Annotated in this window: 16 protein-coding genes and 1 pseudogene; 13 read left to right on the top strand and 4 right to left on the bottom strand. The window is 72.8% G+C overall.

The window, feature by feature from the left end; all coding sequences use genetic code 11:
* Positions 1-20 precede the first annotated feature (20 nt).
* From CCN29_RS27915 to CCN29_RS27905, 3 genes are all read left to right on the top strand, one after another.
* Positions 21-953, top strand: coding sequence for an aldo/keto reductase (locus tag CCN29_RS27915; RefSeq protein ID WP_442538521.1), 933 nt, complete (start codon positions 21-23; stop codon positions 951-953).
* A gap of 87 nt (positions 954-1,040) precedes the next feature.
* Positions 1,041-1,610, top strand: a complete 570-nt coding sequence (locus CCN29_RS27910; RefSeq protein WP_031022753.1) for a TetR/AcrR family transcriptional regulator — start codon at positions 1,041-1,043, stop codon at positions 1,608-1,610.
* Positions 1,607-3,127, top strand: coding sequence for an MFS transporter (locus tag CCN29_RS27905; protein WP_031022754.1), 1,521 nt, complete (start codon positions 1,607-1,609; stop codon positions 3,125-3,127). Before CCN29_RS27910 ends, CCN29_RS27905 begins: the two co-directional genes overlap by 4 nt.
* Before the next feature lie 132 nt (positions 3,128-3,259).
* Here CCN29_RS27905 and CCN29_RS27900 read toward each other — a convergent pair whose 3' ends face one another.
* A complete protein-coding gene (locus tag CCN29_RS27900) occupies positions 3,260-3,934 on the bottom strand; it encodes a lysophospholipid acyltransferase family protein (RefSeq protein ID WP_006132372.1) in 675 nt (224 codons plus the stop codon).
* A 424-nt stretch (positions 3,935-4,358) separates the two neighbouring features.
* Between CCN29_RS27900 and CCN29_RS27895 the strand changes: the two genes are divergently transcribed.
* The 3 genes from CCN29_RS27895 to CCN29_RS27885 all read left to right on the top strand — a co-directional run bounded on the left by CCN29_RS27895 (position 4,359) and on the right by CCN29_RS27885 (position 6,726).
* A complete protein-coding gene (locus CCN29_RS27895; protein WP_006132373.1) occupies positions 4,359-5,543 on the top strand; it encodes a glycerophosphodiester phosphodiesterase in 1,185 nt (394 codons plus the stop codon).
* A gap of 148 nt (positions 5,544-5,691) precedes the next feature.
* Positions 5,692-6,171, top strand: coding sequence for an RNA polymerase sigma factor (locus CCN29_RS27890; RefSeq protein ID WP_031022755.1), 480 nt, complete (start codon positions 5,692-5,694; stop codon positions 6,169-6,171).
* Positions 6,172-6,228: 57 nt separating this feature from the next.
* The gene (locus CCN29_RS27885; RefSeq protein ID WP_006132375.1) at positions 6,229-6,726 is read left to right on the top strand and encodes a GNAT family N-acetyltransferase; all 498 of its coding nucleotides are present in this window, start codon (positions 6,229-6,231) and stop codon (positions 6,724-6,726) included.
* 25 nt (positions 6,727-6,751) lie between these two features.
* On the opposite strand, the gene CCN29_RS27880 is transcribed toward CCN29_RS27885, so the two are convergent.
* The 3 genes from CCN29_RS27880 to CCN29_RS36305 are packed head-to-tail and all read right to left on the bottom strand — an operon-like array spanning position 6,752 to position 7,911.
* Positions 6,752-7,180 (bottom strand): hypothetical protein, encoded by a 429-nt coding sequence (locus tag CCN29_RS27880; RefSeq protein WP_086685364.1) that lies wholly within the window; start codon positions 7,178-7,180, stop codon positions 6,752-6,754.
* A gap of 1 nt (position 7,181) precedes the next feature.
* Entirely contained in the window at positions 7,182-7,541 is a 360-nt protein-coding gene (locus CCN29_RS27875; protein ID WP_006132377.1) for a hypothetical protein, read from the bottom strand.
* A gap of 13 nt (positions 7,542-7,554) precedes the next feature.
* A complete protein-coding gene (locus CCN29_RS36305) occupies positions 7,555-7,911 on the bottom strand; it encodes a hypothetical protein (RefSeq protein ID WP_189409143.1) in 357 nt (118 codons plus the stop codon).
* A 61-nt stretch (positions 7,912-7,972) separates the two neighbouring features.
* On the opposite strand from CCN29_RS36305, the gene CCN29_RS27865 reads away from it, so the two are divergent.
* From CCN29_RS27865 to CCN29_RS36300, 7 genes and pseudogenes are all read left to right on the top strand, one after another.
* Entirely contained in the window at positions 7,973-8,623 is a 651-nt protein-coding gene (locus CCN29_RS27865) for an HAD family hydrolase (protein WP_086685369.1), read from the top strand.
* Positions 8,624-9,013: 390 nt separating this feature from the next.
* Positions 9,014-10,060: a methionine ABC transporter ATP-binding protein gene (locus CCN29_RS27860; RefSeq protein WP_031065173.1), complete on the top strand. Its 1,047-nt coding sequence runs from the start codon at positions 9,014-9,016 to the stop codon at positions 10,058-10,060.
* A complete protein-coding gene (locus tag CCN29_RS27855; protein WP_442538520.1) occupies positions 10,057-10,794 on the top strand; it encodes a methionine ABC transporter permease in 738 nt (245 codons plus the stop codon). Before CCN29_RS27860 ends, CCN29_RS27855 begins: the two co-directional genes overlap by 4 nt.
* 85 nt (positions 10,795-10,879) lie before the next feature.
* Positions 10,880-11,707 (top strand): MetQ/NlpA family ABC transporter substrate-binding protein, encoded by an 828-nt coding sequence (locus tag CCN29_RS27850; RefSeq protein WP_006132382.1) that lies wholly within the window; start codon positions 10,880-10,882, stop codon positions 11,705-11,707.
* Positions 11,708-11,879: 172 nt separating this feature from the next.
* Positions 11,880-12,518 (top strand): GNAT family N-acetyltransferase, encoded by a 639-nt coding sequence (locus CCN29_RS27845; protein WP_006132383.1) that lies wholly within the window; start codon positions 11,880-11,882, stop codon positions 12,516-12,518.
* Positions 12,519-12,645: 127 nt separating this feature from the next.
* Positions 12,646-13,857 carry a precorrin-6y C5,15-methyltransferase (decarboxylating) subunit CbiE gene (cbiE, locus tag CCN29_RS27840; RefSeq protein ID WP_006132384.1) on the top strand — a complete coding sequence of 404 codons (1,212 nt, stop codon included), beginning with the start codon at positions 12,646-12,648 and terminating at the stop codon, positions 13,855-13,857.
* A gap of 369 nt (positions 13,858-14,226) precedes the next feature.
* A pseudogene (locus tag CCN29_RS36300) lies at positions 14,227-15,052 on the top strand (nicotinate-nucleotide--dimethylbenzimidazole phosphoribosyltransferase); the annotation flags it as partial.

Below are 15,052 nucleotides of genomic sequence, written 5' to 3'. Positions count from 1 at the left end.
ATGTAGCCGGGGCGGCCCACCTGGGTCTGGGCCTCGCCGCGGTGGGCCGCCCCGGCTACATCACCCTCGACCGAGCCGCCGACCTCGGCGAAGGCCACGACCGCACGGTCGAGAACCTCCGCACCCGCACCCACGAACTCCTCGACGCCGCCTACGCCCAGGGCGTCCGCTACATCGACGCGGCCCGCTCCTACGGCCGCAGCGAGGAGTTCCTCGCGGACTGGCTGAAGAGCCGCCCCGACGTCACCGACGTGGTCGTCGGCAGCAAGTGGGGCTACACCTACACCGCCGGCTGGACCACCGACGCCGAGCGGCACGAGGTCAAGGACCACTCCCTCGCCGCGTACGAGCGCCAGCGCGCCGAGACCGACGCGATTCTCGGCGACCGCCTCGACCTCTACCAGATCCACTCGGTCACCCCGGACAGCCCGGCCCTCACCGACAAGGACCTGCACGCCCGCCTCGCCGAGGCGGCGGCGCAGGGCGTGACCGTCGGCTTCTCCACCAGCGGCCCCCGCCAGGCGGACGCCGTGCGCGCGGCCCTCGCCGTCACCGTCGACGGCGACCCCCTCTTCCGCACGGTGCAGTCGACCTACAACGTCCTGGAGACCTCCGCGGGGCCCGCGCTGGCCGAGGCCCACGACGCCGGACTCACCGTCATCGTCAAGGAGGGCATGGCCAACGGCCGCCTGGCCGCACCGCACGCCCCCGAGCCGCTGCGCGCCGTCGCCGAGGAAACCGGCCTGGGCTGCGACGCGGTCGCGCTCGCCTTCGTACTCCGCCAGTCCTGGACGGGCGTCGTCCTGTCCGGCGCGGCGACCACGGTCCAGCTGGCCTCCAACCTGCACGCGGCGGCCGTCGACCTCACCGACGACCAGCTCGCCCGCCTAACCCCGCTGGCGGAGACCCCGGAGGCGTACTGGCAGCACCGAAGCGCGCTGCCCTGGCACTGACCGCCACCCCTGCACAGCACACACACCGCCTGAGGCACCCATAACCCGAATGAGACAAAGATGTCTCACGTGCGGTACCGTCGTCTCATGGCTGTCGACCGAGACCACGTGCTGCGCAGCGCCGCGGCCCTGCTGACCCGTAAGTCCACCGCGACCATGGACGAGGTCGCCAGGGCCGCCGGGATCAGCCGCGCCACCCTGCACCGGCAGTTCGCCGGCCGGGACGCGCTGGTCCGCGCCCTGGAAGCACTGGGCATCGCCGAGTGCGAGGCCGCCCTCGCCGCCGCCCGCACCGACGAGGGGTCCGCCACCGACGCCCTACGGCGCCTGGTCGCCGCGATCGAACCGCACGCCCCCCTGCTCGCCTTCCTCTACACCGAGAACCAGCTGTTCGAGGGCGAGGAGCAGAACGAGGGCTGGGCCGCGATCGACGAGCGCATCGCCGCGCTGTTCCGGCGCGGCCAGTCGAGCGGCGAGTTCCGCATCGACCTCACCCCGGCCTGGCTCACCGAGGCCCTCTACGGCCTGCTCGCCTCCGCCGCCTGGGCGGTGGCCGAGGGCCGGGTCGCCCCCAAGGACTTCACCCACATGATCGTCGAGCTGCTGCTCGGCGGCGTACGACGCCCGGAGGAACCGGCGTCGAGGAAGGAATCATGACCAGCGCCATACGGCCGCGGACCACGACCGAGGAAGCGCGCCGCCCCGGCCGCTGGCTCGCCCTGTCGGTCCTCGTGCTCGCCGTCCTGCTGGTGGCCGTCGACGCGACCGTCCTCGGCCTCGCCACCCCGTACATCAGCGAGGACCTCGCACCCACCGGCTCCCAGCTGCTGTGGATCGGCGACGTCTACTCGTTCGTGCTCGCCGGACTGCTCGTGTCGATGGGCAGCCTCGGCGACCGCGTCGGCCGCAAGCGGATCCTGCTGTACGGCGCCGCCGCCTTCGGCCTGATCTCCGTGCTCAACGCCTACGCGCACACGCCCGAGGTGATGATCGCGGCGCGCGCCCTGCTCGGCGTCGCCGGTGCCACGCTGATGCCGGCCACCCTCGCCCTGATCCGCAACCTCTTCCACGACCCGCGCGAGCGCAGCCTCGCCATCGGCATCTGGGGCGCGACCGCCTCCGCCGGCACGGCGGTCGGACCGATCCTCGGCGGGCTGCTGCTGGAGCACTTCTGGTGGGGCTCGGTGTTCCTGATCAACCTGCCGGTCATGGCGGTCCTGGTGGTCGTCGGCAGCAGGCTGCTGCCGGAGTCGCGTACCCCCGAACCAGGCCCGTGGGACCTGACCAGCGTCGCCCTGTCCCTGGCCGGCATGATCGGCGTGGTCTACGCGGTGAAGGAGACCGCCAGTCACGGCCCCGCCGCGTCCGCCCTGGCCGCGGGGCTGCTGGGCGCGACGGCGCTGTACCTGTTCGTCCGCCGCCAGCTCACTCTCCCGAAGCCGCTCCTGGACATGCGGCTGTTCCGCAGCCGGGGCTTCAGCGGGGCGGTGCTCGCCGACCTGCTGACCGTCCTCGGCCTGTCCGGCCTGGTGTTCTTCCTCTCCCAGTACCTGCAACTGGTGCAGGGGCGACGCCCGTTCGAGGCGGGCCTCGCGGAACTGCCCGCCGCGATCGGCGCGGTGGCGGCCGGTCTGATCGCCGGCCGGACCGCCCGCCGCTTCTCGGTGCGCTCGGTCGTCGCCGGCGGCCTGGCGGCCATCGGCCTGGCCCTGGCCGCTCTCACGGTCATCGGCCAGTCGACCGGCTATCCGCTGCTCGGCGCGGCGCTGCTGGTGGTCGGCGCGGGCGCGGGCTTCTCGTTCACGGTGACGGCGGACGTGATCCTCTCGAGCGTCCCCAAGGAACAGGCGGGCGCCGCCTCCGCCGTCTCGGAGACGGCGTACGAACTCGGCGCGGCCCTGGGCATCGCCGTCCTGGGCTCCATCGTCACGGGCGTCTACCGCGGCTTCCCCGCCCCGCCGGGCACCCCGGCCACCGCGCACGAGTCGCTGGGCAGCGCGGTGGACACGGCGACCCGGATGTCCGCCCACACGGCGGAACCCATGCTGGAAGCGGCCCGCGAGGCCTTCGTCGACGGCCTCACCCTGGCGGCGGGAGCAGGAGCGGCGGTCCTCCTGACGGCGTCAGCGGCAGCGTGGTTCATGCTCCGCGACGAGAAGCTCCCCACCACCTGACCCGCGCGCAGGCCACCGGGACGCGGCCACCCGCCCATCCAGGCTCGCGGAAATGCCTCAGGGGCGCGGGGAACTGCGCGACAAGCCCCCACCCACCCGCACGGAACCGACAACCGCGGCCCGGCCGAAGAACTACGCGGCTTCCTTGGCCTTGCTCGCGTACATGTCCACGTACTCCTGCCCCGACAACCGCATGACCTCCGCCATCACCGAATCGGTGACCGCCCGCAGCACATACCGGTCGCGGTCCATCCCCTCGTACCGCGAGAACTCCATCGCCTCACCGAACCGCACGGTGACCCGCCCCGGCCGGGGCAGCCCCGCCCCGCCCGGCTGCAGCTTGTCCGTGCCGATCATGGCGAACGGCACCACCGGCGCGCCCGTCATCAGCGTCAGCCGGGCGATGCCGGTGCGGCCGCGGTACAGGCGGCCGTCGGGGGAGCGGGTGCCCTCGGGGTAGATGCCGAAGACCCTGCCCTCCTCCAGCACCCGGCGCCCGGTCATCAGGGCGGCCACCCCACCCCGGCCGCCGTCGCGGTCGACGGGGATCATGCCGACGCCGGTGAAGAACCACGCCATCAGCCGCCCCTTGAGGCCCTTGCCGGTGACGTACTCGTCCTTGCCGATGAAGCAGACCTGCCGGTCGCAGACCAGCGGCAGAATCATCGAGTCGATGAACGTGAGGTGATTGCCGGCCAGGATCACCGGACCGTCGCCCGGGATGTGCTCCGCGCCCTCCACCCGTGGGCGGAACATCAGGCGCATGATCGGACCGAGCACTGCCTTGATGAGCGCGAAGCGGGACAACGGGCCCTCCGGTGGGAAGCGGACGTCGACGAATGCCGTACGAGTCTGTGCAGGTGAGGACATTACTCGCGGTCCGGGGAGTCGCGCACATCGGGCTCGTGGCAGTTGACCGAGGTCTTGCGGACTCTTGACCCGGGTCTGCCTGCGCGACCACGCCCGCGCGCGGCGGGAGAACCGGCCGCCACACTGTGACGCGGCTCGCCCGTACCGCTCGCCCACCCCCGCGCCCCGCCGGGTACCCGCACCCCCCGGAGCGAACCGGACGCCCCGTCACATCACCCCCGGAATACGACAGACGTACGTCAAACACAGGAGGGCGTACGTCACGCGACACCACCCGTCTGTTCGGCTCCAAGCCTCCCCTTCGTCAACCGCGCGCACCTACGATCGGCCCGCACCGCACCAGCCGACACAGGAGGCGTTCATGGGGACACGGGAGTCGAACGAACAGGCGAGCGGGACCGGACGGCGGGCCCTGCTCGGGGCGGCGGTCCTCGGCGCGGGCGGCACCGTCCTGGGGCTCGGCGGCACGGCCGGCGCGGCGGAGAACACCGGGCGCGGGCCCGCGCGGGGTCGCGGCCGTGGGCTCGGCAGCCTGCCCGTGCCGACGATCGTGGGTCACCGGGGCGCCAGCGGCTACCGGCCCGAGCACACGTTCGGCTCGTACCAGCTCGCCCTCGACATGGGCGCCGACATCGTCGAGGCCGGCGACCTGGTGGCCACCAAGGACGGCCACCTCGTCTGCCGGCACGAGCCGGAGATCGGCGGCACCACCGACGTCGCCGACCACCCCGAGTTCGCCGGCCGCCGCACCACCAAGACGCTGGACGGCGTCCAGATCACCGGCTGGTTCACCGAGGACTTCACGCTCGCCGAGCTCAAGCGGCTGCGGGCGGTGGAGCGCATCCCCGCCAACCGTCCGCACAACACCCTGTACAACGGCCGTTGGGAGATCCCCACCTTCGAGGAGGTGCTGCGCTGGCAGGACGAGCAGACCCGTGCGCGCGGCAAGCAGGTGTGGATCTACCCCGAGCTCAAGCACCCCACCTACTTCCGCAAGCTGGGCCTCGGCCTGGAGGAGCGGGTGGTGAGACTGCTGCGCAAGCACGACAAGGACCGCAGGAACTCGCCGGTGATCCTTCAGTCGTTCGAGCCGACCAGCGTCCGGCGCCTGAGCAAGCTCGTGGACAACCCGCTGGTCGTGCTGCTGTCCGACGCCGCGAGCCGCCCCTGGGACTTCGTCGAGACCGGCGACCCGCGCACCACGGCCGACCTCGTCACGCCGGGGGGCCTGAAGGAGATCGCCTCCTACGCGCAGGGCATCGGCCCCACCCTCGACCTGGTCATTCCGCGCGACGCCTCGGGCCGGCTCACCGAACCCACCACCCTGGTCCGTGACGCCCACCGCGCGGGACTGATCCTGCACCCCTACACGATGCGCAACGAGAACCCGTTCCTGCCCGCCGAGTTCCGCAAGGGCTCCGACCCCGACGCCTACGGCGACGTCTTCGGCGCCTACCGCGTCTACTTCGCCACCGGCATCGACGGCGTCTTCACCGACAACCCGGACACCGGGCTGCTGGCCCGCGAGGACTTCGTCAACCGCTGATCCGCCCCGGCCCCGGAAGGGGTGAGGTACGGCCGCCCCGGGCAACCCCGCCCGGGGCGGCCGGGTCGTTGCGCGTGTGAGGACAACCGACCCGCCACCCGCGTACGACCCGTCACCCGCCTACGACCTGATCGCCGTGCCCGGCCTGATGGCGCTGCTCGGCCCGCTGCTCGCCGCGGAGGCCGCCGCCGAGGCGTACGGCGGCGGCACCGAACCGGGCGACCTGGAACAGGCGGTCTGGCTCCGGCTCCTCGAGCGGCTCCACCGTGACGGACCGCCGGACGACCCGCAGCTGTGGCTGCGTCGCGCGGTCCGCGCGGAGGCCCGCCGCGTCCGACGTACCGCCCGCCGTGAGACGGCGCTGACCCGCGAACCCGCCGACGCAGGCCGGCACGACCCGGAACGGCTCGCGCTCGCCGCCGCCCGCCGCCGCGCCCTGCGTGACGCGGTGCGCAGGCTTCCCGGCCGCTGCCCCGGTCTGCTCGCCGCGCTGCTGTCCCCGCACGATCCGACATACCGGGAAATCGCAGGGGAGTTGGGTATCTCACAGGGCAGTCTCGGCCCGGAACGCTCCAGATGCCTGGGATGTCTGCGTCGTTTACTCGCGGCGGAGGTTGCGGCGGGCTGAGGACGGGGATAGGAGTGAGGGACAACAGGTGATCAGGTGAGCGGGAGGCGTGCGCACATGGGCATGAGCGTGACCATCTCTGCGGCGGCCGAGCAGGACGCGGAGCAGATCTTCAGGTTGCAGTACCTGTGCTTCCAGAGCGAGGCGGCCCTCTACGGCAACTACCGCATCGATCCCCTGGTCCAGACCCTCGACTCGGTCCGCGAGGAGGTCGCCGGGGACTGCGTGTTCGTCGCGCGCCTCGGCGACGAGATCGTCGGGTCGGTGCACGGCAGGATCACCGAGGACGGCGCCGCCGCGATCGGCAAGCTCTGCGTCCACCCCCGCCTCCAGGGCCACGGCATCGGCGCCCGGCTGCTCAAGGCGGCCGAGGCGGCCCTCGCCGGCGAGCGCGGCGCCCGCACCTTCCGGCTGCACGCCGGTCACCGCAGCGAGAGCAACCTCCGCCTCTACAGCAAGGTCGGCTACCAGCGCGTGGGCACGTCCCGCGGCGCCGACGGCGTACCGATGATCGTGCTGGAGAAGACGGCGGAGGCGTACGCGACGACCGCCTGACCGCGACGGACGGACCGGCCGCCCGTCAGGCGGCCGGCTCCTGGACGCGCGCCCGGCGCAGCCAGTACACGGCGGTCAGCGGCAGCAGCACCGGGATGAAGAGATAGCCCATCCCGTAGTCGGACCACACGGTGGCGTCGGGGAAGGCGGACGGCTCCACCAGCGTCCAGGTGCCGACGGTCAGCACGCCCACCAGCTCGGCGGCGCAGCACACCAGCGCCGCCCTGCGGGCCTTCTCCCCGCCGCGCACCAGCGTGTACGTGATGAAGCCGTAGACCACGCCGGCCAGCGCGGACAGCGTGTAGGCGAGCGGCGCGCGGTCGAACTCGGTGGCGATCTGGTAGACCGAGCGCGACACGGCGCCGACCACCATCACCCCGTACAGCCAGACCAGCAGCAGTCCGGGCCCGCTCGCCAGCCGGGTCCGCCCCGGCCTCTCCTGGGTCGCGGTCATCTCAGCCTCCCCAGATGTCGAACAGCCGCACCTCGAGCACGGCCAGCACCACGCCGCTCGCGGCGACGGTCACCGATCCCCAGCGGGAGCGCTCGCCCAGCGACAGGAAGCCCGCCGCCGGGACGCAGGCGAACGAGCCCAGCAGATACGCCACGAAGATCGTCGTGCCCTGCTCCGGCTTCTCGCCCCGGGCCAGCTGCACGATCCCGACCACCAGCTGCACCAGCGCCAGCAGCGTCACCACGGCCATGCCGATGAAGTGCCAGTCCTTCGTCGGCTGGTCACGGTAGGCGGCCCAGCCGCACCAGGCGGCGAGCAGCAGCGCGGCGACAGCGGTCACCACGGTCAGGACATCCAGCATGGCAAGGAGCCTATTACGCCGGAAAAGCCCCGCCGTCCCCGCCCCCGCGAGCAACGGCCTCGGAGCCCTCGGCGACGAGTCCGGCGGCGACCGCCCATCTGTGGATCCGCGCGTGCGCGCCCCCGCCGGGCGCCGGCGCCGACGTGGGCACCGGACCCGGGGCGGTCTCGATCAGGTGGGCCATCGTCCAGGCGAGCCCGTAGCCGTCGTCCGGCCCGAAACAGCCGGCCAGGGCCTCCGCCTCGGCGAGGCTCAACGGGCGCGGGATCGCGTCCAGTTGCCGCGCCCTGCGGTCGATCTCGGCTTCCTCCCCGGTCTCCTCGCCGGGCAGCGGTCCGTCCGCCACGAAGGCGCTCACCTCGGGTCTCATGCCGTCATGATGCGCCACGGCCGGAGCCGGCCCCGTCCGGCGGGACCGTATGGTCGATGGCATGACCATCCATGCGCGTGCCCTGCTCTTCGACAACGACGGGACCCTCGTCTCGTCCCTGGAGTCCGTCAACCGCTGCTGGACGCGGTGGGCCGTGGAGTACGGACTCACGGCCGAGGACTTCGCGCGGGTGGAGCTGCACGGGCGGCCGGCCGCCGAGATAGCCGCCGACCTGCTGCCCGCCCACGTCGTGCCGCAGGCCGTCGCGCGCATCGAGGACCTGGAGGTGGAGGACGTCGCGGGCGGCGGGGTGCGTCTCCTGCCCGGGACCGAGGAGTTCCTCGCCGGACTGCCCGCCGAGCGCTGGGCCGTGGTCACCTCCGCCACCCGGCGCCTCGCCGAGGCCCGGCTCGCCGCCGTCGGCATCCTGCCCAAGACGCTGATCGCCGCCGACGACATCACCCGCGGCAAGCCCGACCCCGAGCCCTACCTGCTCGCCGCCCGCACGCTCGGCGTCGACCCCGCCGACTGCGTCGTCTTCGAGGACGCCCCCGCCGGGCTCCAGGCCGGCCGCGCCGCCGGCATGACGACCGTGGCCTTGGCCACAACCCACCGTGCCGAGGAGCTGACCGCCGACCTGGTGGTGAAGGACCTGTCGGCCCTGTCCGCACTGGTCACCGAGGCCGGGATCGAGATCTCCGTACGGCCCTGACGTGCGGGCGCGGGTGTCCACGGCTGTCCACTATGCGGACGGCCGGGTCCGTTCAGAAGTGAACGTCTGCTTTACTGACCGCATGACCACGACGAGCGACCGCACCCCTGCGACCGAGGCGACCATGACGCCCGGTGCTCGTTGTATGTGTCCGCGCCGAATGCGCGCCTTCTAGAGGGCCCCCGCACCGCCAGAGCCTCGCGCCCCGAAGCGAGAGCCGGCTCACGTCCGCCCGCGTGCCCCGCACGCGCGACCGAGCCACGCCCCGCGCACGTTTCCCCCCGGACCCCCGCATGTCCGCGGGATCCGTGCCGCCCTGCCGCCCTTCCCTGCATGCCACGTGCCCGGCGCCCACGACGCGCCGCGCACTCGACAGTGACGGAAACCCACGTGATCACCACCTCGGGCCTCACGAAGGTCTATCGGACTCACCGCTCACGCGGCCGCGAGGTCACCGCCCTGGACGGCGTCGACCTGCACGTCCGCGAAGGCGAGGTCTACGGCGTCATCGGCCAGTCCGGCGCCGGCAAGTCCTCCCTCATCCGCTGCGTCAACCTGCTGGAGCGTCCCACCTCGGGCACCGTGACCGTGGCCGGCCAGGACCTCACCGCGCTCGCCGGCCGCGGCCCCCGCGCCGGCCGGGAGCTCCGCCAGGCGCGCAGCCGCATCGGCATGGTCTTCCAGCACTTCAACCTGCTGTCCTCGCGCACCGTGCAGGACAACGTGGAACTCCCGCTGGAGATCCTCGGCACGTCGGGGAAGGAACGTTCCCGCAAGGCGCTGGAACTGCTCGACCTGGTCGGCCTCGCCGACAAGGCCAAGGCCTACCCGGCCCAGCTCTCCGGCGGCCAGAAGCAGCGCGTCGGCATCGCCCGCGCCCTCGCCGGCGACCCCAAGGTGCTGCTCTCCGACGAGGCCACCAGCGCCCTGGACCCGGAGACCACCCGCTCGATCCTCCAGTTGCTGCGCGACCTCAACCGCCAGCTCGGCCTCACCGTCCTGCTCATCACGCACGAGATGGACGTCGTGAAGTCGGTCTGCGACTCGGCCGCCCTCATGGAGAAGGGCCGCATCGTCGAGTCCGGCACGGTCGCCGACCTGCTGGCCACCCCCGGCTCGCAACTCGCCGCCGCGCTGTTCCCCGTCGGCGGCGAGGCGAGCGGCGACGACCGCACCGTCCTCGACGTGACCTTCCACGGCGAGAGCGCCACCCAGCCGGTCATCTCCCAGCTCTCGCGCACCTACAACATCGACATATCGATCCTCGGCGCCGCCATCGACACCGTCGGCGGGCTCCAGGTCGGCCGCATGCGCATCGAACTGCCCGGCCGCTACGAGGACAACGTCGTGCCCATCGGCTTCCTGCGCGAGCAGGGCCTGCAGATCGACGTCGTCGACCACGACGAGCCCGCGCTGGCGAAGGAGGGCGCCAAGTGACCTGGTCCGAGATGCAGCCGCTGCTGGAACAGGCCTGTACCGAGACGCTGATCATGGTCGGCTGGTCCACCCTGATCGCCGTCGTCGGCGGCCTTCCGCTCGGCATCCTGCTGGTCCTCACCGACAAGGGCGGACTGCTCCAGAACACCGTGGTGAACAAGGTCATCGGGCAGATCGTGAACATCGGCCGCTCGCTGCCGTTCATCATCCTCATGGTCGCCCTGATGAACTTCACCCGCTGGGTCACCGGCACCACCATCGGCAGCGAGGCCGCGATCGTGCCGCTCGCCATCGGCGGCATCCCCTTCTTCGCGCGGCTCGTCGAGACCGCCGTGCGCGAGGTGGACCACGGGCTCGTGGAGGCCGTGCAGGCGATGGGCGGCAACACCTGGACCATCGTCCGCAAGGTCCTCGTCCCCGAGGCGCTGCCCTCGCTGATCGCCTCCACCACCACCACGGTCATCGCGCTCATCGGCTACTCCGCCATGGCCGGCACCGTCGGCGGCGGCGGACTCGGCGACCTCGCCGTCCGCTACGGCTACCAGCGCTTCGAGACCGGCCTGATGTGGATCACCGTCGCGGTCCTCGCCGTGGCCATCTCGCTGATCCAGTTCGCCGGCGACTTCGCCGCCCGCGCCCTGCACCGCCGCGGCGCCCGCTCCGGACCCGCCCCCAGGCTGCGGCTGCTGAAGAGCGGCGAGCCCGCCACCGCCGACGTCGGCAAGGTCGCGTAGCCGCCGGCCAGGCCGCCCGGCCACCCCTCCCCAGACTCCCCGTGCACCAGGACGGGGTCGCACCACCCAAGGAAAGGCACTTTTCGTGCGTAACACCGCCAAGATCACCACCGCCGTCCTCGCCGCCGGAGCCCTCACCCTCGGGCTCACCGCCTGCGGCGCGGACCAGGACGCCGCCTCCGACACCTCCGGCCCGCTGGTCGTCGCCGCGAGCCCCGTGCCGCACGCCGAGATCCTGAACTTCGTGAAGGACAACCTCGCCGAGAAGGCCGGCCTCGACCTCGAGGTCAAGGAGTTCACCGACTACGTCACCCCGAACACCGCGACGGAGGACGGCTCGGTCGGCGCCAACTACTTCCAGACCCAGCCGTACCTCGACGACTTCAACAAGAAGAACGGCACCCACATCGTGTCGGTCGTCGACGTGCACCTGGAGCCGCTCGGCCTCTACTCGCACACGGTGAAGAAGGCCGACGAGCTGAAGAGCGGCGCGACGATCGCGATCCCCAACGACACCGTCAACGAGGGCCGCGCCCTCCAGCTGCTCGCCGCGAACGGCCTGCTCACCCTCAAGGACGGCGTCGGCACCGCGGCGACCCCCGCGGACATCACCGAGAACCCCAAGAAGCTCACCTTCAAGGAGCTCGAGGCCGCCCAGACCCCGCGTTCCCTGGACGACGTCGACGCCGCCGTGGTCAACGGCAACTACGCCATCGAGGCCGACCTGAAGCCCGCCGAGGACGCCCTGGTCCTGGAGAAGGCCAAGGACAACCCGAACAGCAACCTCCTCGCCGTCAAGGAGGGCCAGGAGGACGACCCGCGCGTCAAGAAGCTCGCGAAGCTCCTCACCTCGCCCGAGGTGAAGAAGTTCATCGAGGACACCTACGCCGGCTCGGTGCTCCCCTCCTTCTGATCCGTTCCGGTCCGTTCCGGTCCGCCCTCACCGCACCGCGACACCCGCCACGGGGTCCGACTCCGCGCCGCTCGGCGACGGGGGAGGACCCCGTCGTGCGTTCCGGTGCTTTCATGCTGCATGCTGGGCAGTTCAGCAGCACCCGACGGTCTCTCAGGTTACGGAGCCACGCATGACGAGCACCTTCCCCGACATCTCCCTCAGCACGGAGCGGTTGGTGCTGCGTCCCCTCGACGCGGACGACGTCCCCGCCCTCGCCGCGATGATGAGCGACGAGCAGGTGGGCGCCTGGACCGCCGTCCCGCAGCCGTTCACCGAGGACACCGCCCGCACCTGGATCACCGAGTACGCGCCCGCCGAACGCGCCGCGGGACACGGCCTCGACCTCGCCGTCGCCGAGTTCCTCACCCAGCGCCTGGTCGGCCTCATCCGCCTCACCCGCACCAACTGGCACGTGCGCTCCACCGAGCTGTCGTACATCGTCGCCCCCTGGGCGCGCGGCGAGGGCTACGCCTCCGAGGCCGCCCTCGCCACCGCCCAGTGGCTCTTCGGTGACCAGAAACTCCAGCGCGTCGAGCTGCGCACCGCCGCCGACAACACTGCCGCCCAGCAGGTCGCCCAGAAGATCGGCTGCATAAGCGAGGGTGTACTGCGCAACGCCTGCATAGCCAGGGTCCGCGGCGAGGACGGCGGCTGGAGCGAGGTCCGCACCGACTACATCGTGTGGAGCCTGCTGCCCGAGGACATCGAGGGCGCGGACGGACAACTGGCCGACAGCGGCGGCTACCCCGGCTACACCGACTGGAACTGACGTCCGAGGGGCGTCCGGCGGCCCGCACCGGCGAAGCGGTCCGTGACCGCACCAGGTAATCTCAGCAGACCGCCTCCGGGCGGAACAGCCGACGACGACCTGCGCGAACCCCAGGAGACTGACGACGATGGCCGACCGGGTCACGGTGATCGGCTGGGACGGCTCGCCGCTCACCGACGCGGCACGCTCCGCACTCGGCGCCGCCACGCTGGTCGCCGGCGCCGCACACCACCTGGCGCTCCCCGAGGTGCCCGCCGCGGCCGAGCGCATCCGCCTCGGCTCCGTCTCCCTCGCCGCCCGCCGCATCGCCGCCCACCGCGGCACGGCCGTCGTGCTCGCCGACGGCGACCCCGGCTTCTTCGGCGTCGTACGCACCCTGCGCGCGCCGGAGTTCGGCCTGGAGGTCGAGGTCGTGCCCGCCGTCTCCTCGGTCGCCGCCGCCTTCGCCCGGGCCGGCATGCCCTGGGACGACGCGGAAGTGGTCGTCGCCCACCCGCGCACCCTGCGCCGCGCCGTGAACGTGTGCCGCGCCCACACCAAGGTGGCGGTGCTCACCTCGCCCGGCGCGGGCCCCGCCGAACTCGGCCTGCTGATGGAGGGCGTCCACCGCTCCTTCGTCATCTGCGAGGAACTCGGCACCGAGCGCGAACAGGTCACCGTCGTCACCTCCGACAAGGCCGCCGACCACACCTGGCGCGACCCCAACGTGGTCATCGTCATCGGCGGCCCGGTGGCCGCCGGCGACACCGCCGGCTGGATCGCCGGACGCGACCCCTCCGCCGGACCGCGCGGCTGGACGCTGCCCGCGGGGGAGTACGGCGGCGACCTCGGCGAGGGCGAGCGGGAACCCGTCCGCATCGGCCAACTCGCCCGCCTCGGGCCGGGCCTGGGCGACCTCGTCTGGGACATCGGCTGCGGCTCCGGCGCGTTCGCCACCGACGCCGCGCGGGCCGGGGCGGCCGTCATCGCCGTCGACCGCGACCGGGACGCCTGCGCCCGCACCGACGCCGCCGCGCGCCGCCACGGCGTCCAGATGCAGATCGTCCACGGCACCGCGCCGCACGTCCTGGAGAACCTTCCCGAACCCGACGTGGTCCGGGTCGGCGGCGGGGGAGCGGCCGTGGTCTCCGCCGTGGCCGACCGCCGCCCGCAGCGCATCGTCACGCACGCCGCCACCCGCGACGACGCCGAACTGATCGGCCGGAACCTGGCGGAACACGGCTACCGCGTCGAGTGCGCCCTGCTCCAGTCCGTCGAACTCGACACGCGGGCCTGGACGGAGAAGGAACGGAGCGTCGCGTTCCTGCTCAGCGGGGTGCTGCCCGCCCGAGGCCGCTGAGCCGCATTGCCGTCCCCGTGATCGGTTTGTCTTACCGCGCGCGGTAGGCTGGCCGATCGTTGTACCGCACTGGTCACCCGACGCTTCGTCGGCCAATGTCCAAAAAGCGCGCCCGTTTTGGGGTGGGTCGTGGTACGGCAGGAACCGGAGGACGCGCAACGTGGCGCAGTCCACAGCGGAACCGTCGCCGATCAAGCTGACGCGACGGCGGTGCGCCCGCGACAATGCCAGTGAATGGCTTTGTCGCCTTTTCCGGGCGGGCCGTTCGTGCCGCTGGGGACGCACGCTCGTTCTTCAGTGTGGGGCGGTCGGTGCGCCGTTCCGGGTGAGCTGGTCGTAGGAGCACTAACCGATGGGCGAGGGGTACGCATGACCGACACCGGCCAGGTCCCGGGCGAGGGACTGCCGGAGAACGCAGGCAGGGTGGAGCAGCCGGGCGTCGCCGCGCCGGACGCGTACACCTACCTCTCCGACAGTCCCGCCGAGGACGTAGACCTGCTGCTGCCGGGCGCCCAGGGCGCCTGGGGCAACGAGATCGCGCCGCCCGCGCCCGCGCCGGTCGTCGAGACCGTCCACCAGCCGGGCCCGCACGAGACGGACGGCCGCGACAGCGGCTCCGTCGACCTCGGCGGCGTCCGCCCGCCCGAGCCGCAGACCCCGGCGCCTGCGCCGGCCCCCTCACCGGCCGCGGCTCCGGCCGCGCCGCGCCGTCCGCTGCACCTCGGCCCGCCGCTGCCCGACCTGTCCGCGAGCCCGGTCCGCTCCCTCGCCGACCGCGGCCCCGCCGACCTGCCCGCCCGCCAGCCGGGCCCGCCGACCCTCGGCCCCGAGTACCTCGACGTCCCCCGCACGCCCGAGCCGGCGGCCCCGCAGGCCGCGCCGTGGGTGGCGCAGGGCGCGGCGGCCCCGGCAGCGGCGCTCGCGGACGCGGCCCAGGCGGCCGTCGCCCGGGTCGCCACCCAGGCGGTCGGTACGGCGGTCGCCGCCGAGGGCGAGCAGACGCCTGCGGCGGCTCACGACGAGCAGGNNTGCCGGACACCGGTGCCGGCGTGGCGCCGGACGCGCCGGTCGTCGGTGAGGCGGGGCACGGTGAGGTGCCCGTGGCTGAGGCCGAGGGCGCGGAGGAGGCGCAGGAGGCTGTGGTCCCGGAGGCGCCGGCCGTACAGGAGCAGCCCGTGGGCCCGGAGCCTGTAGC

This window comes from Streptomyces pseudogriseolus (genome assembly GCA_002154585.1).
GTDB lineage: Bacteria > Actinomycetota > Actinomycetes > Streptomycetales > Streptomycetaceae > Streptomyces > Streptomyces pseudogriseolus.
The sequence above is the reverse complement of the archived record's forward strand: the minus strand, read 5'-3'. Positions and strand labels throughout refer to the sequence as shown.

Bases quoted from the DNA above. Each gene is read 5' to 3' on its own strand.
- CCN29_RS27910 (WP_031022753.1), top strand. From the start codon at position 1,041: ATGGCTGTCGACCGAGACCACGTGCTGCGCAGCGCCGCGGCCCTGCTG.
- CCN29_RS27875 (WP_006132377.1), bottom strand. From the start codon at position 7,541: ATGCTGGATGTCCTGACCGTGGTGACCGCTGTCGCCGCGCTGCTGCTC.
- CCN29_RS27845 (WP_006132383.1), top strand. From the start codon at position 11,880: ATGACGAGCACCTTCCCCGACATCTCCCTCAGCACGGAGCGGTTGGTG.
- CCN29_RS36305 (WP_189409143.1), bottom strand. From the start codon at position 7,911: ATGAGACCCGAGGTGAGCGCCTTCGTGGCGGACGGACCGCTGCCCGGC.
- CCN29_RS27885 (WP_006132375.1), top strand. From the start codon at position 6,229: ATGGGCATGAGCGTGACCATCTCTGCGGCGGCCGAGCAGGACGCGGAG.
- CCN29_RS27890 (WP_031022755.1), top strand. From the start codon at position 5,692: ATGGCGCTGCTCGGCCCGCTGCTCGCCGCGGAGGCCGCCGCCGAGGCG.
- CCN29_RS27880 (WP_086685364.1), bottom strand. From the start codon at position 7,180: ATGACCGCGACCCAGGAGAGGCCGGGGCGGACCCGGCTGGCGAGCGGG.
- CCN29_RS27895 (WP_006132373.1), top strand. From the start codon at position 4,359: ATGGGGACACGGGAGTCGAACGAACAGGCGAGCGGGACCGGACGGCGG.
- CCN29_RS27905 (WP_031022754.1), top strand. From the start codon at position 1,607: ATGACCAGCGCCATACGGCCGCGGACCACGACCGAGGAAGCGCGCCGC.
- cbiE (WP_006132384.1), top strand. From the start codon at position 12,646: ATGGCCGACCGGGTCACGGTGATCGGCTGGGACGGCTCGCCGCTCACC.
- CCN29_RS27865 (WP_086685369.1), top strand. From the start codon at position 7,973: ATGACCATCCATGCGCGTGCCCTGCTCTTCGACAACGACGGGACCCTC.